Here is a 21,827-nt window from a genome sequence, read left to right on the forward strand (position 1 = left end):
ATAGCCGCCGTCAGCGTCGTCTTGCCGTGGTCAACGTGCCCAATCGTGCCGATGTTCACATGCGGCTTCGTACGCTCAAACTTTGCCTTTGCCATGATGGCCTCCTTGAAAGATGCGCTGCGCCTTGTAGGCCCAGCTTACGGGTTGGGACGGGCGGTCGGACCGCCCCGCCGTTATGCGTATTTCGACTGGATCTCTTCCGAAATGTTCTGCGGAACCGGCTCGTAATGGTCGAACAGCATCGTGAACTGCGCACGACCCGAGGTCATGGACCGCAGAGTGTTGATGTAGCCGAACATGTTGGCCAACGGCACAAAGGCGCTGATGACATTCGCGTTGCCACGGCCTTCCTGCCCCGTCACCTGACCGCGACGCGAGGTCAGGTCACCGATCACACCGCCGGTGTAATCCTCGGGCGTCACCACCTCGACCTTCATGATCGGCTCCAGCAGCTTTGCGCCGGCCTTCTTCATGCCCTCGCGCATGCCCATGCGGGCTGCGATCTCGAAGGCGAGAACCGAAGAGTCCACGTCGTGGAACTTGCCGTCGATCAGCGCGACCTTGAAGTCGATCACCGGGAAGCCTGCCAAGGGGCCCGAGTCCATGACGGACTTGATGCCCTTTTCGACGCCGGGGATGTATTCCTTGGGCACCGTGCCGCCGACGATGCGGGACTCGAAGGAATAGCCTTCGCCCGGCTCGGTCGGCGAGATTTCCAGCTTGACCTCGGCGAACTGACCAGACCCACCCGATTGCTTCTTGTGGGTGTAGGTATGTTCGATCGAGCGGCTGATCGTCTCACGGTAGGCCACCTGCGGCGCGCCGATATTTGCCTCAACCTTGAATTCGCGCTTGAGGCGGTCGACGAGGATGTCGAGGTGCAGTTCGCCCATGCCGCGCATGATGGTCTGGCCCGACTCGATGTCGGTCTCGACGCGGAAGGACGGGTCTTCGGCGGCAAGCCGCTGCAGGCCCATCGACATCTTTTCCTGGTCGGCCTTGGTCTTGGGCTCGATGGCGATCTCGATCACCGGATCGGGGAAGGTCATCGTTTCCAGAACCACCGGGTGCGCAGGATCACAGAGCGTGTCGCCCGTGGTGGTGTCCTTGAGGCCCGCCAGCGCAATGATGTCGCCCGCGAAAGCCTCGGCGATTTCTTCTTGCTTGTTGGCGTGCATCATCACCATGCGGCCGATGCGTTCCTTCTTGCCCTTGGTCGAGTTCATGAGCTGGTCACCCTTCTTCATCTGGCCCGAATAAATCCGGGTGAAGGTGAGGGTGCCCATGAAGGGGTCGTTCATGATCTTGAACGCAAGGCCCGCGAAGGGCTGGCTGTCTTCGGCCGAGCGCGGAATGTTGCGGGTTTCGGTCTCGTCGTCGGGGGCAAAGCCCATGTAGGCGGGCACGTCGAGCGGACCGGGCAGGTAATCGACCACGGCGTTGAGCAGGGGCTGCACGCCCTTGTTCTTGAAGGCCGAGCCGCCCAGCACGGGCACGAAGGTCATCGACAGGCAGCCCTTGCGGATCAGCTTGCGCAGGGTCGGCACGTCGGGCTCCTGCCCTTCGAGATAGGCCTCCATCGCGGCGTCGTCCATTTCGACGGCAGCCTCGACCAGAGTGGAGCGCCATTCGTCGGCCAGATCCTTGAGCTCGTCGCGGATCGGTTGGCGCACCCAGGACGCGCCCAGATCTTCACCTTCCCAGACCCATTCTTCCATCGTTACCAGATCGACGATGCCTTCCAGCTGATCCTCTGCCCCGATGGGGAAGTTGACCGGAATGGCCGTCGCGCCGGTCCGGTCCTTGATCATCTTGACGCATTTGAAGAAATCGGCGCCGATCTTGTCCATCTTGTTGACGAAGACCATGCGCGGCACCTTGTAGCGGTCAGCCTGACGCCACACGGTTTCGGTCTGCGGCTCCACACCGGCGTTCGCATCGAGCAGCGCGATCGCGCCGTCGAGAACGGCCAGTGAACGCTCGACCTCGATGGTGAAGTCGACGTGGCCGGGAGTGTCGATGATGTTGAAACGCACCTTGGTGTCCGAGGTGCCCTCGGCGGTCGGATCTTCCTGCCACTGCCAGAAGGTCGTGGTGGCGGCCGAGGTGATGGTGATCCCGCGTTCCTGTTCCTGCTCCATCCAGTCCATGGTGGCGGCGCCATCATGCACTTCGCCGATCTTGTGGGACCGGCCGGTGTAATAAAGGATACGCTCGGTCGTCGTCGTCTTGCCGGCGTCGATATGCGCCATGATGCCGAAGTTGCGGTAGCGCGTGAGCGGGTAGTCGCGTGCCATGGGGGAGGTCCTCAGGCTTGGGTTACATGTCGAAAGAGCGGCCCCCGGACGGGACCGCCCGGTCGCTTACCAGCGGTAATGGCTGAACGCGCGGTTGGCGTCGGCCATCTTGTGGGTGTCTTCGCGCTTTTTCACCGCGGAACCGCGGGAATTGGCGGCGTCGATCAGTTCACCGGCCAGACGCTCTTCCATCGTGTTCTCGTTGCGGGCGCGGCTGGCGTTGATCAGCCAACGGATCGCCAGCGCCTCGCGACGCTCGGGGCGGACCTCGACGGGAACCTGGTAGGTGGCACCGCCGACGCGGCGCGAGCGCACCTCGACCGAGGGCTTCACATTGTCGAGCGCTTCGTGGAACACGTCCACCGGGGCGCGCTTGAGCTTGGCCTCGACCCGCTCGAAGGCGTTGTAGACGATGCGTTCTGCGACCGACTTCTTGCCGTCGATCATCAGATTGTTCATGAATTTGGTCAGGACCGTATCGCCGAATTTGGCATCGGGCAGGACCTGGCGCTTCTCAGCGGCGTGACGACGCGACATCGTTGTATCCTCTTACTTGGGGCGCTTCGTGCCGTATTTCGAACGACGCTGGCGACGATCCTTGACGCCCTGCGTGTCGAGAACACCGCGAAGAATATGGTAACGCACGCCGGGAAGGTCTTTCACCCGTCCGCCACGGATCAGGACCACGGAGTGTTCCTGAAGGTTGTGGCTTTCACCCGGAATGTAGCTGATCACCTCGAAACCGTTGGTCAGGCGCACCTTGGCGACTTTCCGCATGGCCGAGTTCGGCTTTTTCGGCGTGGTGGTGTAGACGCGCGTGCATACGCCGCGTTTCTGCGGGCAGGACTCCAGGTGCTGGGACTTGGAGCGTTTCACTTTGGGCTGCCGCGGCTTGCGGATCAGCTGTTGAATCGTCGGCATTCGGTTCCCCGTCTTGCTCTCTCATGTCTGCGGCGCGCCCGTGCGATGCACGAAAACACCAAAACCGCACGCATCCCTTCCCTACCTGGAGGACGCTGCGGTGGAAGTTCCAGAGGATCGGGGCACCTCAAACGGCCCGGATCATGACCACTACAATTCTATGTTGGGCACGGCGCGCACCTTGCGGTCCGCTGGCCAAGTGTCGCGCCGTATAGGGGGAGTCGTCGGGGGTGTCAACCGCGCCACGGGTCCGGCGCGCGGTTGTCGCAGCGCCGGCACGTTGACCGCCCTGACCTGCCGCCCGCAGACCCTCACAGAAAGCCGAAATGATCCTCGGTGAGGTCTTCGAGATCAGTGTCGAGCAGCGCCAGGGACCCCACGCCATAGTTGATGATCACGGCGCTCTTCTCCTGGCTGAGGAAGATGTCGTCGAAGGTGAGATCCGCGAACAAGATCTCTATCCGGTCATCCTCGGGGTTGAAATCATGGATGGGCTCGCGCCAGGCCTGATCGCCGTCATTGATGCGGAACAGGTCGCGCCCGGCCCCGCCCCAGAACATGTCGTGGTTCGCCCCGCCGATCAGCGTGTCATCGCCATCCCCGCCATACAGCCGGTCCCGCAGGGCACCGCCGTCGAGAAGGTCATCGCCGCGACCTCCCTCCAGAACGTCGCTGCCTGCGCCGCCACGCAAGGTATCGTCGCCGTCACCGCCCAGAAGCGTGTCATTGCCGCCATTTCCGCGGATCAGATCGTCATGCAGGCCGCCATCCAGCCGCTCGGAGGCGCGGGACCCCAAGATGATGTCCTCGCCGTTGCCGGTCTCGATCACGGTCTGGACACCATCGCCCACGATCTTGTCCGTCCCGGCATTGAGCGACACCACCGCAACCTCCCATGGGTCGAGGGTCAGCCGCAGGACGCCATCCGCCACGGCCCGGGAAAACGGCACTTCTTCGATGAAGGTCCGCACATTGGGATCGCGCGGGTCCTGACCGTCGAAGGCAGTCAGGATCTGGACCCAGCCGCTGTCGACCGGACCGGTCAACCCCGACAGGTCGATCTCGAGCGTTTGCGTTTCGCCCAGACGCGAGTTGATGAACATCACCTGCCGGTTCGGGTCGGCAAAGGCGTGCAGGTCGAAATCCCGGCTGGGACGGTCCAGTTCGATGGCCTGCATCCCCTGCACGTTGCGCGACAGGATGCCGAAGATCTCACCGCCGGCGCGCAGCCCGGTTGTGGTCCCTTCGCGCAGGGCAAAGGACACGTCGTTCTGGTGCTGCACCGCCCAGAAGGCCGCAAGCTCGACATTCTGGACCGCCATTTCGTGAAACATGGCGACAACGGCGCCCGCATGTTTCAGTCCGGTATCAATATTTGCACGCTCGGCCTCCGTGGCGGTGGCCCAGCGAAATACACCGCCCTGCATGGAGCTGATGTTCCATTCCGTCACGATCAGTTCGAGGTCGCGTCCGGCAAGGGCTTCGGCCTGCTCGGTGCGCAACCACGGCATCTGGAAATTGTCGATCGAGTCGTAATGCCCGCTGACATAGCGGTGGATCGTGATCGCATCGACATTGGCCAGCGCTTCGGGGGTCAGTTGCTCGAACCGCTCCTGCAGCGATTCCTCGAAGGTCGCGATGCCGTCGCCATTGGTATCGGCGGTGAAGAAATAGGGCGTGGTGACGAGGCTGAGCATCGGGGAGATATAGCCGTCAGGCAGATTGGCCACCGCCTCGAAATCCTCGATGGCGTCATGCACGACAAGCGCCATCTCGTTGACGATCTTGCCGTAGTCGGCGTCGTTCACGCCGCACAAACAAGGTTCATTGCCAATTTCAATGGCGTGGATGGGCACGCCGCTTTGCAGCACGGTGGTGATGTAGCCGCGGATCGCCTGCTCATCCTCGGCGGTCAGGATGTTGGGGCGTGCACCATCCGCTGCGCGCCAGGCATTCAGGTAAGGTTGCACCGGCACAACGATGATCGCACCCAGATCATCCTCGAGCGCATATTCGAGGAAATCGCTGAGCGGCACGAGGTCGAGCGTAATCGTCTGCCCGAGGTCGTTGACGAAGGTGACGCTGTCGGCATCGGGATTGGCCGGGTCAAAGAACGCCTCGGTCGTATGGCCACCGGGAAAACGGATGATTTCCAGACCGGCGTCGGCAGCCCGCGTAGGGAAAGTGCCGTCAATCTTGTCCTGGCTGAATACGAAATTGCCGCCGAAAAGCCGCTCGCCGATTTCGTCGCCGCGCAAATACGGATTGGAAAGGGTAATCATGTTCTTTTTCCCCGCTGATCAGAAGGGAGGGAGGAACTTTCGGAAATCGTGAAAGGCCGTACGAACCAGGTGGCCAGGTCACTCACGCACAGACGCAAAGAGACGGAAACAGACGCACCAACTTGAGGCGATGCTGCGATTTGCAGATCGTCTCAATTGCAACGATAGTGAATTATCATGTCTTGTTCAAGGCTTTCCGGGCCACCACTGGTGCGACATGATAGGTGCCGTACCGCAATGTCAGACCTTACCAAGCCCGGAAGCTTCTGAGGCTTTGCGGGCGCGTTCCCGAAACAATGTATAGAGCCCGGCCGTGATTACGATGGAAACACCGCACAAAGCGAGAGTATTGGGAAATTCATTGAAAATGACAAATCCGAGAATCAGCGCAAAAACAAGCGACGTGTAGCGAAACGGCGAGACGAACCCGACTTCACCGATTCGCATGACCATTATGCCGAAGACATAACCGCCGATGATAAAGACCGACGCCGCAAGCGTCAGCGCCACCTCGTAGGCACCCATGGCGGTCCATGGCGTGAACACGGACGCCACGCCCCCAAAGATGCAGACCGCCGCGGCCGTCAGGACCGCCACGGTCATCGAGGGCACCGACGGGCTGAAGGCGCGGGTCAGCAGGTCGCGCCCGGTGATCATGAGAACGGACAAGAGCGCGAGCAGGGACCAGCCGTTGAACCCCTCGGCGCCCGGCTGCACGATCAGCATCACGCCAAAGAACCCGACCCCGATGGCCGTCCAGCGGCGCCAGCCGACCGGATCGCCAAAGATCAGCGCCGCCCCCATGGTCACGAAGAGCGGCAACGCGGACAGGATCGCCGTCGCATTGGCGATGGGCATGTTGGTCAGCGCCAGCAAAAAGGCTACCATCGTCGCCACTTCGGCCACGGTGCGCCAGGCCACCAGCGGCCGGTCGCGGCGCGGGATGGACAGGCGAAGACCCATGGTCATCTGCACCGTGACCGCCAGCAAGATCGTGGTGACCAACCCGCGCAGGAACACGATCTGGAACAGGGGTACGGTTTCGGCCACCAGCTTGACGCAAGCGTCATTCAGGGTGAAGGCGCCCATCGACACCGTCATGTAGAGCGCCCCCTTGAGGTTGGGGCTCAGCGGCGCTCTCATGTTTCGTCGTCCATCAATTGCTGGATCATGGGCAGCAGTTTCCGCGGCGACAGGCCAAAGCGGTCGCGGAAGACCTTTCGCGCCTGCCATGCGGGGATCGCGCGCGCGTCGGGCGGGATAGACCGGTCAGAGTCGTTGTGGCCGTGCAGGGTGCGCACGAACATGTAGTCGATGGGATCGATCCAGCAGCGCACCTGACTGGCCAGCCGACGATGGTTCCAACGGTAAATGTTCGACATGCCCTCGGGCGTGGTGATCATCGCCGAGGCAAGGCCCAAGGGTTCCTTTTCCGAAAAATCCCAGAACTGGTCCTCTTCATCACGGACCATGTCCCAATAGATGCCACGGTGAAAGCAGATCGCGGCGGGCGTGTCCTGATCGGCCCAGCCAAGCGTCAGCAACTGGTCGGCGATGGCGCGGGTTTTTGCGATGTAATCGACCGCCACCGCGTCATCGTCATCGATGCGAAACCCGGTAATATAGGGCGAGCGTTCGTTCCAGCCGCGGCGGAACGCGCGCCGGGTTGAGTTGAGCGGACCCGCCGCCTCCAGCGTGCAGACCTCGAGGAAAGGGTATTGCTCCATCAGTCCCTTGAGACGCTTGCGCCAGCGAAAGGGCATCGTGTCGCCGATCAGCGCCACAAGCTTGAAATCGGGGTCTGTCTGGGCGGCCAGCGAGGGCAGGCAGATATTCTCGAAATAGGCGAAGCGGCGCAGCATCCGGGGGATGGCGTAGAGGATCTCGGCCGCCTTCTCGAAATCCTGTTGCTGCGTCACGAACCCCCCTTCCCCGAGGTAGGAGAAGCGGCAGACGCCGATGATCTGGTTATCGTCCCGCGTGGTCATGGCGTCGCTGTTCTGCCCGATTTTGCCGGAGCCTAGGCGAAAGCCCGAGGGAACGGAACAGGGAAGCGATAGGCGGCAACTGCCGGATCACGAAACGGGTCTGACATCGGCAGGGACGGACCCGGAGCCGAATGAAAGCGGGGCGCCGACGGTCGGGGCCGACTGAAGGCAAACGCCCCGCCGAACCGGCGGGGCGTTTTCTTAATCTTGCGTCAGAGGCAGGCGGGGTTATTCCGCCGGGCCGCCCTCGGTCGCCATGACCTCTTTGGGCGCAGCCTCCACGACCGGAGCGGCCAGAGCGGCGGCCGCTTCGGCCTCGGCGCGGGCGGCCTCGATCACCGTCATGTCGCGCGCCTTGGCGATGCGCTCGACGTTCTGGGTCGCGCCGCCGGTGCCCGCCGGGATCAGGCGGCCGACGATGACGTTTTCCTTCAGGCCCACCAGCTTGTCGCGCTTGCCCTGAACCGAAGCCTCGGTCAGCACGCGGGTGGTTTCCTGGAAGGATGCCGCCGAGATGAAGCTGCGGGTCTGCAACGACGCCTTGGTGATGCCCAGAAGGATCGGCTGCGCATCGGCCGGACGGCGGCCATCGGCCTCCGCCTTGGCGTTCATCGCCTCCAGTTCCGCCTTATCGACGTGTTCGCCCTTGAGCAGCGTGGTTTCCCCGCTGTCGAGGATCTCCCACTTTTGCAGCATCTGACGCACGATCACCTCGATGTGCTTGTCGTTGATCTTCACGCCCTGCAGACGGTAGACCTCCTGCACCTCGTTGATCATGTAGACCGCCAGCGCCTCGACACCCATGATCGCAAGGATGTCATGCGGCGCAGGGTTGCCGTCCATGATGTAATCGCCCTTCTGGACGAAATCGCCCTCGGCCACCGGGATATGCTTGCCCTTGGGCACCATGTATTCCACGGGCTCGAGGCTTTCGTCTGCGGGCACGATGGTGATCCGGCGCTTGTTCTTGAAGTCGCGGCCGAATTTCACATAGCCATCGAGCTCGGCGATGATCGCGTGATCCTTTGGACGACGGGCCTCGAACAATTCCGCCACGCGGGGAAGGCCACCGGTGATGTCCTTGGTCTTGGCACCTTCGCGCGGGATCCGCGCCACGACTTCACCGGCCTGGATGGTCTGGCCATCCTCGACCGACAAGATCGCATCCACCGACATGGGATAGGTGACCGGGTTGCCCGCGTCGTTGCGGACCGGCTCGCCATCCTCGCCCACGATGATGATCTCGGGCTTGAGCTCGTTACCCTTGGGCGCGGCGCGCCAGTCGGACACGATCTTTTGCGTCATGCCGGTGGCGTCGTCCGTCTCCTCGCGCACGGCGAGGCCGTTGACGAGGTCGACATATTTCACCGTCCCGGCCTTTTCCGCGATGATCGGCAGGGTGTAGGGGTCCCATTCGAAGAGGCGATCGCCGCGGCTGACCATCTGGCCTTCCTCGACATGGACCTTGGTGCCATAGCCCAGCTTGAAGCTGGCGCGCTCGGCGCCCTGATCATCGGTCAGGACCAGCTGCATGTTGCGGCCCATCACGACCAGTTCGCCCGCCGGGTTCTTCAGCAGGTTCGGGTTGGCAAACGACACCTTGCCGCCGACATTCGCCTCCTGGAAGGACTGCTGGCCGCCCTGCGCCACGCCGCCGATGTGGAAGGTCCGCATCGTCAGCTGGGTGCCGGGTTCCCCGATCGACTGCGCCGCGATGATGCCGACCGCTTCGCCGGTGTTCACCTTGGTGCCGCGGGCAAGGTCACGCCCGTAGCAGGTCGCGCAGACGCCTTCTTCGGCCTCGCAGGTCAGGGGCGAGCGGATCAGCGTCGATTGCACGCCCGCCGCCTCGACCGCATCGGCGCGACGTTCGTCGATCAGCTCACCCTTGGCGACGATCACCTCGTCGGTGCCGGGCACGCAGATATCCTCGCCCGCGGTGCGGCCCAAGATGCGCTCGGCGAGCGACGCGACCACTTCACCGTCGTTCACGGCCGCCTCGGCGGTGATCGTGTTCTCGGTTCCGCAATCGTCAAGACGCACGATGCAATCCTGCGCCACGTCGACCAGACGGCGGGTCAGGTAACCCGAGTTCGCCGTCTTGAGCGCGGTGTCCGACAGACCCTTGCGGGCGCCGTGGGTGGAGTTGAAGTATTCAAGAACGGTCAGACCTTCCTTGAAGTTCGAGATGATCGGCGTTTCGATGATCTCGCCCGAAGGCTTGGCCATCAGGCCGCGCATGCCGCCCAGCTGCTTCATCTGGGTGACCGAGCCACGGGCGCCCGAGTGGGCCATCATGTAGACCGAGTTCGGTTCCTTTTCGGCGCCCGTCTCGTCGAACTTCTTGGCCGAAATCGTGCCCATCATGGCATCGGTGACCTTGTCGTTCGCCTTGGACCAGGCGTCGATGACCTTGTTGTACTTTTCGCCCTGGGTGATCAGGCCGTCCATGTACTGCTGTTCGAATTCCTTGACCTGATCGCGGGTCTCTTCGACCAGCTCCCACTTGGTGTCGGGCACGACCATGTCGTCCTTGCCGAAGGAAATGCCGGCCTTGAACGCCTCGCGGAAGCCCATGGTCATGATCTGGTCGCAGAAGATCACGGATTCCTTCTGACCGCAGTAGCGGTAGACGTTGTCGATGACCTGCTGCACCTCTTTCTTGCGCAAGAGGCGGTTGACCAGCTCGAAGGGCGCCTTGGCGTTGAGCGGCAACAGATCGCCCAGAAGCACGCGCCCCGGCGTGGTGTCATAGCGCTTCCAGACCTCGTTGCCTTCCTCGTCGATCTGCTTGACCCGCGACTTGACGGTGGCATGCAGATGGACCTCGCCCGCGTCGAGGGCATGCCGCACCTCGTCCACGTTCGAGAAGACCATGCCTTCGCCCTTCATGCCCTCACGCTCCAGCGTGACGTAATAAAGGCCAAGCACCATGTCCTGCGACGGAACGATGATCGGCGCGCCGTTGGCGGGCGAGAGGACGTTGTTGGTCGACATCATCAAGACGCGCGCTTCCAGCTGGGCCTCGAGGCTCAGGGGGACGTGCACGGCCATCTGGTCGCCGTCGAAGTCGGCGTTGAAGGCCGAGCAGACCAGCGGGTGAAGCTGGATCGCCTTGCCCTCGATCAGCACGGGCTCGAACGCCTGAATGCCAAGACGGTGCAGTGTGGGTGCGCGGTTCAGCAGCACCGGGTGTTCGCGGATCACCTCGTCGAGGATATCCCACACCTCGGGGCGTTCCTTTTCCACCAGCTTCTTCGCCTGCTTGACCGTGGAGGACAGGCCCTTGGCCTCAAGCCGCGAGTAGATGAACGGCTTGAACAGCTCGAGCGCCATCTTCTTGGGCAGGCCGCACTGGTGCAGTTTGAGTTCCGGCCCTGTCACGATGACCGAACGGCCCGAGAAGTCGACGCGCTTGCCCAGAAGGTTCTGACGGAAACGGCCCTGCTTGCCCTTGAGCATGTCCGACAGCGATTTCAGCGGGCGCTTGTTGGCCCCCGTGATCACGCGGCCGCGGCGACCGTTGTCGAACAGCGCATCGACCGATTCCTGCAGCATCCGCTTTTCGTTGCGGATGATGATGTCGGGCGCGCGCAATTCGATCAGCCGCTTGAGGCGGTTGTTGCGGTTGATGACGCGACGGTAAAGGTCGTTGAGGTCAGAGGTGGCGAACCGGCCACCATCGAGCGGCACCAGCGGACGCAGTTCCGGCGGGATCACGGGGATCACCGTCAGGACCATCCACTCGGGGCGGTTGCCGGATTCAAGGAAATGCTCGACGATCTTGAGCCGCTTGATGATCTTTTTCGGCTTCAGCTCGCCGGTGGCTTCCTTGAGGTCGGCGCGCAGGGTCGCGGCCTCGGCCTCGAGGTCGATGTTGGCCAGCATCTCGCGGATGGCCTCGGCACCGATGTTGGCGCTGAAGGCGTCGGAGCCATAGGCGTCCTGCGCGTCGAGGAATTCCTCCTCGGTCATCAGCTGGCCATAGCTGAGGTCAGTCAGGCCCGGCTCGATCACGACGTAGTTTTCGAAATAGAGGATGCGTTCCAGATCACGCAGCGTCATGTCGAGCATCAGGCCGATGCGCGACGGCAGCGATTTCAGAAACCAGATGTGGGCGACGGGCGAGGCCAGTTCGATGTGGCCCATGCGCTCGCGGCGGACCTTTTGCAGGGTCACTTCCACGCCGCATTTCTCGCAGACGACGCCGCGATACTTCATCCGCTTGTACTTGCCGCACAGGCACTCGTAATCCTTGATCGGGCCAAAGATGCGCGCGCAGAACAGGCCGTCGCGCTCGGGCTTGAAGGTGCGGTAGTTGATCGTTTCGGGCTTCTTGATCTCGCCGAAGGACCAGCTGAGGATCCGCTCCGGCGAGGCGAGCGAGACCTTGATCTCGTCGAAGGCCTTGGGGGGCGTCAGCGGGTTGAACGGGTTGTTGGTCAGTTCCTGGTTCATCTTGATACCTCGATCTGTGCGGAAAGGATGGGGCCGGCCGGGCGTTTCGCGCCGGCCAACCCGTCAAGCCGAAGGGCGGGGGCTACCCCGCCGGTTGGCTCACTCCTCATCCTCCGCATCCAGGAGTTCCATGTTGAGGCCCAGACCGCGGACCTCCTTGACGAGAACGTTGAACGATTCCGGGACACCGGCCTCGAAATTGTCCTCGCCCTTGACGATCGACTCGTAGACCTTGGTCCGGCCCGCCACGTCGTCCGACTTGACCGTGAGCATTTCCTGCAAGGTGTAGGCGGCGCCGTAAGCTTCAAGCGCCCAGACCTCCATCTCGCCGAAACGCTGGCCCCCGAACTGCGCCTTGCCGCCCAGCGGCTGCTGGGTGACGAGGCTGTACGGCCCGGTCGAACGGGCGTGGATCTTGTCGTCGACAAGGTGGTGCAGCTTGAGCAGGTATTTCACACCCACCGTCACCTGCCGGGCGAATTTCTCGCCCGTCCGCCCGTCGAACAGGTCCGACTGCCCCGAGGTGTCAAAGCCTGCGCGGGTCAGCGCATCGTTAACGTCGGCCTCTTTCGCACCGTCGAAGACCGGCGTCGCGATCGGAACGCCCTTGGTGACGTTGCCCGCCGCTTCCAGCATCTGGTCCTGATCCATGTCGCCGAACGCATCTTCATACGTGTCGTCGCCATAGGCGATCTTGAGCGCATCGCGCACCGGCGTCATGTCGCCCGAGCGGCGATATTCGTCCAGTGCCTCGTCGATCTTGATGCCCAGACCACGCGCAGCCCAGCCCATGTGGGTCTCGAGGATCTGCCCGACGTTCATGCGCGAGGGCACGCCCAGCGGGTTCAGGACGAAATCGACCGGGGTACCATCGGCGAGGAAGGGCATATCCTCCATCGGAACGACCTTGGAGATCACGCCCTTGTTGCCGTGACGGCCGGCCATCTTGTCGCCCGGCTGCAGCTTGCGCTTCACCGCGATGAAGACCTTGACCATCTTCATCACGCCCGGAGGCAGGTCGTCGCCGCGACGCACCTTTTCGACCTTGTCCTCGAACCGGTGGTCGAGCGCGCGCTTTTGCGCCTCGAATTGCTGGTTCAGGGCCTCGACCTCGGCCGCGTCCTTTTCGTCACCCAAGGCAAGCTGCCACCACTGGCCACGCGACAGCGTGTCGAGCAGTTCCTCGGTGATCTCGGAGCCGGACTTGATGCCCTTTGGCCCCTTAACCGCGGATTTGCCCAGGATCATGGTCTTGAGACGCGCGTAGATGTTGCGCTCGAGGATGGTGAGCTCGTCGTCCCGGTCACGGGCAAGACGCTCCACTTCCTCGCGCTCGATCTGCAGCGCGCGCTCGTCCTTTTCGACGCCATGACGGTTGAACACCCGCACCTCGACGACCGTGCCGAAATCGCCCGGCGGCAGGCGCAGCGACGTGTCGCGCACGTCGGAGGCCTTTTCGCCGAAGATCGCGCGCAGCAGCTTTTCCTCGGGCGTCATCGGGCTTTCGCCCTTGGGGGTGATCTTGCCCACAAGGATGTCGCCCGGTCCGACCTCGGCCCCGATATAGACGATGCCCGCCTCGTCGAGGTTGCGCAAAGCTTCCTCGCCGACGTTGGGGATGTCGCGCGTGATCTCTTCCGGCCCCAGCTTGGTGTCGCGGGCCGCAACCTCGAATTCCTCGATGTGGATCGAGGTGAAGACGTCGTCGCGCACGATGCGCTCGGAAATCAGGATCGAGTCTTCGTAGTTGTAGCCGTTCCACGGCATGAAGGCGACGACGACGTTCCGGCCCACGGCCAGTTCGCCCATGTCGGTGCAGGGGCCATCGGCGATAACCTCGCCCTTGGTCACCTTGTCACCCACCTTCACCAGCGGACGCTGGTTGATGCAGGTGTTCTGGTTCGACCGCTGGAACTTGCGCAGGCGGTAGATGTCGACGCCCGCATCGCCAAGCTCAAGGTCTTCGGTCGCCCGGATCACGATCCGCTGCGCGTCGACCTGGTCGATGATGCCGGTGCGGCGGGCCTGGATGGCGGCGCCGCTGTCGATCGCCACCTTGCTTTCCATGCCGGTGCCGACGAAAGGCGCATCCGCCTGCAACAGCGGCACAGCCTGACGCTGCATGTTCGAGCCCATCAGCGCCCGGTTCGCGTCGTCATTTTCGAGGAAGGGGATGAGCGAGGCCGCAACCGAGACCAGCTGCTTGGGCGAGACGTCGATCAGATCGACCTGCTCACGCGGGGCGAGCGTGTATTCGCCCGACTGGCGGGTGTTGACCATCTCGTTGAGGAACTGACCACCTTCGCTGAGGTTGGCGTTGGCCTGCGCCACGGTGTGTCGCATTTCCTCGGTCGCGGACATGTAGACGACCTCGTCGGTCACCTGCGAGTCTTTGACCTTGCGGTAGGGTGTTTCGATGAAGCCGTATTTGTTCACCCGCGCGAAGGTGGCGAGCGAGTTGATCAGGCCGATGTTCGGCCCTTCCGGCGTCTCGATGGGGCACATGCGGCCGTAGTGGGTCGGGTGCACGTCGCGCACCTCGAAACCTGCGCGCTCGCGGGTCAGACCGCCCGGCCCAAGCGCCGACAGACGCCGCTTGTGCGTCACTTCGGACAGCGGGTTGGTCTGGTCCATGAACTGCGACAACTGGCTGGAGCCGAAGAATTCGCGCACCGAGGCAGCCGCCGGTTTGGCGTTGATCAGATCTTGCGGCATCACCGTGTCGATCTCGACCGAGGACATGCGTTCCTTGATCGCGCGCTCCATCCGCAGCAGGCCGACGCGATACTGGTTCTCCATCAACTCGCCCACGGACCGCACGCGACGGTTGCCGAGGTGGTCGATGTCGTCGATGTCGCCCTTGCCGTCGCGCAATTCCGTCAGCGCCTTGATGCAGGCGATGATGTCTTCGCGGCGCAGCGTGCGCTGCGTGTCCTCGGCATCGAGGTCAAGACGCATGTTCATCTTGACCCGGCCGACGGCCGACAGGTCATAGCGCTCGCTGTCGAAAAAGAGCTGGTTGAACAGCGTCGAGGCGGCCTCGACGGTGGGCGGCTCGCCGGGGCGCATGACGCGGTAGATGTCCATCAGCGCGCCATCGCGGCCGATGTTCTTGTCCACCGCCATGGTGTTGCGGATGTAGGCGCCGACATTGATGTTGTCGATGTCGAGCACCGGGATGTCGGTGATGCCGGCATCCAGCAGCTCCTTGAGGGAGCCGCCCGACACTTCGCCGTCCTTGCCGATGTCCCAAGTCAGTTCATCACCGGCCTCGACATAGATCGCGCCGGTTTCCTCGTCGATGATGTCCTTGGCGACATAGCGACCGATGATCTGGTCGAAGGGCATCAGCAGATTATGAACATTGCCCGCGTCGATCAGTTTCTTGACCGTGCGCGGCGTCACCTTTTCGCCCGCCTTGGCGATCACTTCGCCGGTGTCGGCATCGACAAGATCGTAGGTCGGGCGCGTGCCGCGCACACGCTCGGGGAAGAACTTGGTGACCCAGCCGCGGTTCTTTTCCAGCTTGAAGCTGACGGTGTTGTAATAGGCATCCATGATGCCTTCCTGGTCCAGCCCCAGCGCATAGAGCAGGGTCGTAACCGGCAGCTTGCGGCGGCGGTCGATGCGGGCGAACACGATGTCCTTGGCGTCGAATTCGAAATCGAGCCACGACCCGCGGTACGGAATGATCCGGCACGCGAACAGAAGACGGCCCGAGGAATGGGTCTTGCCCTTGTCATGGTCGAAGAACACGCCGGGCGAGCGGTGCATCTGGGACACGATCACGCGCTCGGTGCCGTTCACGATGAACGTGCCGTTCGGAGTCATCAGCGGCATGTCGCCCATGAACACGTCTTGTTCCTTGATGTCCTTGACCGACTTGGCCCCGGTATCCTCGTCGACATCGAACACGATCAGACGCAGGGTGACCTTGAGCGGCGCGGCATAGGTAAGGTCGCGCTGCTGGCACTCTTCCACGTCGAACTTGGGCTGTTCGAGCTCGTATTTCACGAACTCCAGAACGGCGGTCTCGTTGAAATCCTTGATGGGGAACACCGACTGGAAGACACCCATGATGCCGTCGCCGTCCGAGGGCTTGGGGCCATCGCCGGATTTCAGGAACAGGTCATAGGAAGACTTCTGCACCTCGATCAGGTTCGGCATCTCCAGCACTTCGCGGATCTTGCCGTAGAATTTGCGGATACGTTTCTGGCCTGCGTAGGTCTGAGCCATGCTCTCGCGCACCTTTCGATGTGTTTCGCTGTGCCGCCCTCACCGCCGGGGCCTCGGGGGAGCAGCACCATGAAACAAGACGTGACGGATCAATCTGCTTGCCGTCCCACCGGCAAATCCCGATCCCGTTGCCACCGCCTTGGGAAATGCCCCGTGGGGCCCTTTCCAAGACGCGCATGGCTGGACCCGGAGAAGCTCCGGGCCCAGCCTTTCTTGGGTCCCGCCCGGCCACATGGACCGGGGGGATATCTGTTGGCCTCAGGCCAGATCGACCTCGGCGCCAGCTGCGACCAGCTTTGCCTTGATGTCTTCGGCTTCGGCCTTGGAGACCGCTTCTTTGACCTTGCCGCCAGCTTCCACCAGATCCTTGGCTTCTTTCAGGCCCAGACCGGTGATCGCGCGCACTTCCTTGATCACGTTGATCTTCTGTGCGCCGGCGTTCTTGAGAACGACGTCGAATTCGGTCTTTTCCTCTTCGGCGGCAGCTGCCTCGACGGGGCCGGCCATCATGACCGCGCCACCGGCTGCGGGCTCGATGCCGTATTCGTCCTTGAGGATGGTTTTCAGTTCCTGAGCCTGCAGCAGGGTCAGGTTGACGATCTCTTCTGCGAGTTTCTTCAGATCAGCCATTTTTCACATTCCGTATGTATGTATGGGGTTCCAACGCCGCAAGCGACGGGTCTCGATCGGTTGCTTACGCGGCCTTTTCCTCGATGGTCGTGAGGATGGACGCGATATTCGAAGCAGGTGCGCCAATGGCACCGGCGATGTTCGAAGCGGGCGCGCCGATGCAAGACACGATCTGAGCGATAAGCTCCTCACGCGACGGCATCTTCGCGACGGCCTTCACACCGTCGGCAGTCAGAACGGTCCCACCCATCGCGCCGCCAAGAATGACATACTTGTCATTGGCCTTGGCGTACTCGTCCGCGGCCTTGGCGGCTGCGACCGGGTCTTCGGAATAGGCGAGAACGGTCATGCCCGTCAGAAGGTCCGCGATGCCAGCGACATCGGTGCCTTCAAGGGCGATCTTGGCGAGCTTGTTCTTGGCGACACGCACGGCCCCGCCTGCACCGCGAACGCGGGCGCGCAGGTCTTGCATCTCGGCAACCGTGAGGCCCTGGTAGTGTGCCACCACCACGACGCCAGAGCTTTCGAAGATCTGGCCGAGTTCCTCGACCACTTTCTCTTTCTGGGCTCTATCCACAGGTTTACTCCAGTTTGGGGGTCACCCCCCGGCTCAGTTAACCGGATCGCTCCGGCGGTTTTGGTCCGTTAGTCAACGGAACCAGGACCGCCGCGCGCTCGAACGGTCGAGCTCGTGGTTGTCTGATCTGATCCCGCCTCAGGCAGGATTTACGGAGTGCTTGACACCCCACCCACCGTCTCGGACGAAACGCAAAAGAGCGCGTGACGAATCGCGCGCTCCGATGCATCTGCGGTCAATAGAGTCTGCGGCCGGATTTGCCAAGGGCCCGGAGACGTTTTTTCCACCGGGCAGTCCATGACACGCCCGAAGGCGTCCACGCAGCGGCATGACGAGGGGTCCGCAACAAAAAAGCGGGCCGCATGGGCCCGCTTTCGTGATCACCGTTGTTTGAGCGCCCTCAGGCGTTCGACGTCGCGCTGTCGAGGCTGACCGACACGCCCGGCCCCATCGTCGAGCTGAGCGAGATCCGCTTGAGATAGGAACCCTTGGAGCCCGTGGGCTTGGCGCGGCTCACGGCGCCCACAAAGGCGCGGATGTTCTCGACCAGCTGGGCATCGCCAAAGCTGACCTTGCCGACGCCGGCATGGATCACACCGGCCTTTTCGACCTTGAACTGCACCTGACCGCCCTTGGCCGCCTCGACGGCTTCCTTGACGTCCATGGTGACGGTCCCGATCTTGGGGTTCGGCATCAGGTTGCGCGGGCCCAAGATCTTGCCCAGACGACCGACGATCGGCATCATGTCGGGCGTGGCGATACAGCGATCGAAATCGATCTTGCCGCCCTGGATGGCTTCCATCAGATCCTCGGCGCCGACGATGTCTGCCCCTGCCGCCTTGGCCTCATCGGCCTTGGCGCCGCGGGCGAAGACAGCGACGCGGACCGTCTTGCCGGTGCCGTTGGGCAGGTTGACCGTGCCGCGGACCATCTGGTCGGCGTGGCGCGGGTCGACGCCCAGGTTCATCGCGATCTCGACGGTCTCGTCGAACTTGGCCGAGGCGTTCGCCTTGATCAGCGCGACGGCCGCTTCGACGGTGATGTCGGCCTTGCCGTCAAAGGCGGCGCGGGCGGACTGGAGACGTTTTGCAATCTTGCCCATGACTTACCCTTTCACCTCGATACCCATCGACTTTGCAGAGCCGAGGATGATCTTCATTGCCGATTCGACATCATTGGCGCTGAGGTCGACCATCTTGGCCTGTGCGATCTCGCGCAGCTGTGCGGGGGTGATCGTGGCGATGGTTTCGCGGCCGGGCTTGTCGCCACCGCGCGGGCGGTTGCGCTTGCCCTGCGGCTTCAGGCCGGCGGCCTTCTTGAGGAAATAGGACGCCGGCGACGTCTTGATTTCCATCGTGAAGGACTTGTCCTGGTAGTAGCTGATCACGGTCGGGCACGGCGCACCGGGCTCTAGGTCTGCGGTCTTGGCGTTGAACGCCTTGCAGAATTCCATGATGTTGATGCCGCGCTGGCCCAATGCGGGGCCGACCGGCGGCGACGGGGTGGCTTGCCCCGCCTTGATCTGCAGCTTCATCTTGCCAATTAGTTTCTTGGCCATCTCGGCCTCTCCTTTTCTCAACAGCCGCAGGGCGCGCCCTTTGGCCTTTGTCGATGTGGTCCGGTCTGGCGCACGCGTGCGCCTCGCCTCCCACATGGGATGTCGTCGCAAGACGACAGGCTGGGCGCATACGCCGCAAACTTGGCGAATGCAAGAGCAAGAACTGCCCGCGATGCGGTTCGGGGTCGGTCAAGGCAGCATCTTGAGGGTCAGCGCCGCCCCCTGCCCCGCAGGATGGCCGGTCAGCCCTGCTTGGACACCTGGGTGAACTCAAGCTCCACCGGCGTTGCGCGACCGAAGATCGACACCGACACCTTCAGGCGCTGGTTGACCTCGTCCACTTCCTCGACCATGCCGTCGAAATCCTCGAACGGGCCATCGTTGACCTTGACCTTTTCGCCGATGTCGAAGGTGATGGTCGACCGCGGCGCGGCCTCGCCTTCCTCGACGCGGTTGAGGATCGAATTGACCTCCTCGTCGCGCATCGGCATCGGGCGGCCCTGCGGCCCGAGAAATCCCGTCACCCGCGCAATGGAATTGATCGCGTGATAGGCGCGGTCGGTCATCTCCATGCGGACGAGCACATAACCGGGCATGAATCGGCGTGGTACGGTGACCTTCTTGCCGCGGCGGATCTCGATCACTTCCTCTTCGGGGACCAGAACCTCTTCGATCTCGTCTTGCAGGCCCTTTTCGGCCACGGCAGTCCTGATCTGCTCGGCGATCCGCTTTTCGAAATTCGACAGGACGCTGACCGAATACCACCGCTTCGCCATGGTTCTCTTCCTCTAGGTTCTGGCGGCGCGTGCCCTGCGCCGGCATGTCTGACGATGCCCGCCCACCGCGCGCACCCCTCCGTCCGGACATGGCTGGAGAGAGCACTGAGGCGGTCACCAGCGATGTCAGGGGAATTGTCGCCGTCAATACGCCGCAGAACGGCGGATGGCAAGCCCGGACGGGATCAGCCGAAAACGGTGAGGATCGTCTCCAGACCCCAGCGAATCATGAAATCGATGAAGAAGAAAAAGATGGCAAAGACCACGGCCAGCAAGAACACCATGGCAGTGGTCACCAGCACCTCACGGCGCGAGGGCCAGATGACCTTGGCGATTTCGCTGCGGGTCTGCTGGAGGAACTGGAACGGGTTGGCCATGTCTCGTCTCCGCTTTCGGATGCCGGGCATATACGCAAGGCACGTCCCCGGCGCAAGGCGGCCAAGGGTCATGGTCGCACACCGCGGATGCCAAAGCTCGTGCACCCGTGACACGCAGCCGATAGACATGGCCGGGCTGCCGTAGCGACGCGGCCGATGCGGATGGATTGACCGATGCGAGAGACCACGCCACCGACCGCCGCCCAAGGGATCGCCAGATCACTGCGCCTGTATCACCGGGATACGGCGCGCACCGCGCGGATGGACGCGCTGAACGCACGATTTGCGCGGCCGGGCGATCTGGTCTTCGATCTCGGTGCCCATGTCGGCGACAGGGTGGCGAGCTTTCGCCGTCTGGGCGCGCGGGTGGTGGCGGTGGAGCCGCAACCGGCTGCAATGCGCGCGCTTAGGCTGATGTTCCGGCGTGACCCGGATGTGACGCTGGTTCCAGCCGCCATCGGAGCGGCGGCCGGCGTGATCCGGCTCTATCTCAACACCGCCAATCCCACCGTCTCGACCGTGTCGCAGGATTTCATCGCCGCCGCCGATGGCGCCCCCGGATGGGAGGGGCAGACATGGGACCGGGCGGTGGACGTGCCGATGGTGACACTGGACGATCTGATCGCGGCCCATGGCCTGCCCGATTTCATCAAGATCGACGTCGAGGGCCTCGAGCCCGAGGCGCTGGCCGGTCTGAGCCATGCGGTGCCGGCGCTGTCTTTTGAGTTCACCACGATCCAGCGTGACCGGGCCTTGGCGGCGCTGGCGCGGGTCGATGGGCTGGGCGCGTATGGCTTCAACCTGTCTGTGGGCGAAGAACATGCGCTGGAGCTGCCCGAATGGGTCGGTGCCGACCGGGTGGCATCGATCATCACGACTGCGCCCGATGCGCTGAATTCAGGCGACATCTACGCGGTCCGGCGCTGAGGCCCGCGCGCGGCCGCTCAGAACCTCAGTGACGACATCGGAACCCAGCCGATGGAGCGCCCGAAGACCACGCCGACCCAGCCTTGGGTGACGCCTGTTGCCACCGAACCGCCACATGTTCCCTGAGGCAGCGTTGCCAGCCGGCCAAAGCCCAACCCCGGACCCGTGCGCAACGCGGCCCCACCGGTCTGCCCGACACAGACGGAGCCGGTGGCCTGCTGCGGCTGCGGCGCTGGCTGGGGCGTCGGCGGTACCGGGCGCGGCGCGCCGCCCATCGCGGTGAACACCAGCCGCCCGTTCGGGCCATCCATGCTGTTGTCGACGATCCGGCAGGTGGCGTCGCGCACCGGGGCTGCGCCGGTCAGGGTGAAACTCGATCCGGGTATCAGCGGGCCATATACGTAGTAGTCGATATTGCCGCAGCGGCGGCTGAACACCCAAGCCATGCCGCCAACGTAGTTGGGTCCCTCGGTCACACCCTCGAAAAGGACGGTTCCCGGCACAACGCCGACATCGGCAAGGCCCGTGCGCGGCCGGTCATAGGTGACGATGAAGCGCGCCCCGTCGATATCGAGCCGCATCACCGATCCGTTGTGGTCGTAGAACCACGGTTGCGCCATGGCTGGCAGCGCCCCGAATATCAGCGCCAGAAAGGCCGCCCTGACTGACTCAAAAGGTCTCATGTCTTGTCCATTCCCGTTCCGCTCCGCGATCAGGATGGCGGGACGAGGCCGCGCCGGCCTCACCCAAATGGGTGAGGCGGAAGGCCAAGCCGTCCGCCTAAGCAACCGCATCACTTC

17 protein-coding genes are annotated in these 21,827 nt (G+C 63.1%); 1 reads left to right on the forward strand and 16 read right to left on the reverse strand.

The genetic code is table 11. The features are described 5' to 3' along the window. The 15 genes from C7455_RS15850 to secE all read right to left on the reverse strand — a co-directional run. On the reverse strand, nucleotides 1-95 hold a 95-nt coding region (locus C7455_RS15850), incomplete at its 3' end, for a GTP-binding protein (protein WP_023878051.1). A gap of 78 nt (nucleotides 96-173) precedes the next feature. Continuing rightward, the gene (fusA, locus tag C7455_RS15855) at nucleotides 174-2,297 is read right to left on the reverse strand and encodes an elongation factor G (protein WP_109669876.1); all 2,124 of its coding nucleotides are present in this window, start codon (nucleotides 2,295-2,297) and stop codon (nucleotides 174-176) included. Nucleotides 2,298-2,363: 66 nt separating this feature from the next. After that, entirely contained in the window at nucleotides 2,364-2,834 is a 471-nt protein-coding gene (rpsG, locus tag C7455_RS15860) for a 30S ribosomal protein S7 (RefSeq protein WP_109669877.1), read from the reverse strand. 12 nt (nucleotides 2,835-2,846) lie between these two features. Beyond that, nucleotides 2,847-3,218, reverse strand: a complete 372-nt coding sequence (gene rpsL, locus C7455_RS15865) for a 30S ribosomal protein S12 (protein ID WP_109669879.1) — start codon at nucleotides 3,216-3,218, stop codon at nucleotides 2,847-2,849. A 311-nt stretch (nucleotides 3,219-3,529) separates the two neighbouring features. Beyond that, a complete protein-coding gene (locus tag C7455_RS15870) occupies nucleotides 3,530-5,500 on the reverse strand; it encodes a calcium-binding protein (RefSeq protein ID WP_170119106.1) in 1,971 nt (656 codons plus the stop codon). 240 nt (nucleotides 5,501-5,740) lie between these two features. Next, nucleotides 5,741-6,643, reverse strand: a complete 903-nt coding sequence (locus tag C7455_RS15875) for a DMT family transporter (RefSeq protein ID WP_245904375.1) — start codon at nucleotides 6,641-6,643, stop codon at nucleotides 5,741-5,743. After that, complete coding sequence (locus tag C7455_RS15880) at nucleotides 6,640-7,488, reverse strand: glycosyltransferase (protein ID WP_109669881.1); 849 nt, start codon at nucleotides 7,486-7,488, stop codon at nucleotides 6,640-6,642. The genes C7455_RS15875 and C7455_RS15880 overlap by 4 nt, the downstream gene beginning before the upstream one ends. A 228-nt stretch (nucleotides 7,489-7,716) precedes the next feature. Then, nucleotides 7,717-11,946, reverse strand: a complete 4,230-nt coding sequence (gene rpoC, locus C7455_RS15885; protein ID WP_109669883.1) for a DNA-directed RNA polymerase subunit beta' — start codon at nucleotides 11,944-11,946, stop codon at nucleotides 7,717-7,719. A gap of 99 nt (nucleotides 11,947-12,045) precedes the next feature. After that, nucleotides 12,046-16,182 (reverse strand): DNA-directed RNA polymerase subunit beta, encoded by a 4,137-nt coding sequence (gene rpoB, locus C7455_RS15890; protein ID WP_109669885.1) that lies wholly within the window; start codon nucleotides 16,180-16,182, stop codon nucleotides 12,046-12,048. 258 nt (nucleotides 16,183-16,440) lie between these two features. Beyond that, a complete protein-coding gene (gene rplL, locus C7455_RS15895; RefSeq protein ID WP_109669887.1) occupies nucleotides 16,441-16,812 on the reverse strand; it encodes a 50S ribosomal protein L7/L12 in 372 nt (123 codons plus the stop codon). A 64-nt stretch (nucleotides 16,813-16,876) separates the two neighbouring features. Beyond that, nucleotides 16,877-17,389 (reverse strand): 50S ribosomal protein L10, encoded by a 513-nt coding sequence (gene rplJ / locus C7455_RS15900; protein ID WP_109669889.1) that lies wholly within the window; start codon nucleotides 17,387-17,389, stop codon nucleotides 16,877-16,879. A gap of 400 nt (nucleotides 17,390-17,789) precedes the next feature. Next, a complete protein-coding gene (gene rplA / locus C7455_RS15905; protein WP_109669891.1) occupies nucleotides 17,790-18,491 on the reverse strand; it encodes a 50S ribosomal protein L1 in 702 nt (233 codons plus the stop codon). Between the two features lie 3 nt (nucleotides 18,492-18,494). Beyond that, the gene (rplK, locus tag C7455_RS15910; RefSeq protein WP_109670120.1) at nucleotides 18,495-18,947 is read right to left on the reverse strand and encodes a 50S ribosomal protein L11; all 453 of its coding nucleotides are present in this window, start codon (nucleotides 18,945-18,947) and stop codon (nucleotides 18,495-18,497) included. Between the two features lie 242 nt (nucleotides 18,948-19,189). After that, complete coding sequence (gene nusG / locus C7455_RS15915; RefSeq protein WP_109669893.1) at nucleotides 19,190-19,723, reverse strand: transcription termination/antitermination protein NusG; 534 nt, start codon at nucleotides 19,721-19,723, stop codon at nucleotides 19,190-19,192. Nucleotides 19,724-19,908: 185 nt separating this feature from the next. Beyond that, nucleotides 19,909-20,100, reverse strand: coding sequence for a preprotein translocase subunit SecE (gene secE, locus C7455_RS15920; protein WP_109669895.1), 192 nt, complete (start codon nucleotides 20,098-20,100; stop codon nucleotides 19,909-19,911). A gap of 174 nt (nucleotides 20,101-20,274) precedes the next feature. Here secE and C7455_RS15925 point away from each other — a divergent pair, with 174 nt between their 5' ends. After that, nucleotides 20,275-21,027, forward strand: coding sequence for an FkbM family methyltransferase (locus tag C7455_RS15925; protein ID WP_109669897.1), 753 nt, complete (start codon nucleotides 20,275-20,277; stop codon nucleotides 21,025-21,027). A gap of 17 nt (nucleotides 21,028-21,044) precedes the next feature. On the opposite strand, the gene C7455_RS15930 is transcribed toward C7455_RS15925, so the two are convergent. Further along, on the reverse strand, nucleotides 21,045-21,710 hold the full coding sequence (locus tag C7455_RS15930; protein WP_146200028.1) for an SH3 domain-containing protein: 666 nt from the start codon (nucleotides 21,708-21,710) through the stop codon (nucleotides 21,045-21,047). Between the last annotated feature and the right edge of the window lie 117 nt (nucleotides 21,711-21,827).

It is taken from the genome of Roseicyclus mahoneyensis, assembly GCF_003148775.1.
GTDB classification, from domain to species: Bacteria; Pseudomonadota; Alphaproteobacteria; order Rhodobacterales; family Rhodobacteraceae; genus Roseicyclus; species Roseicyclus mahoneyensis.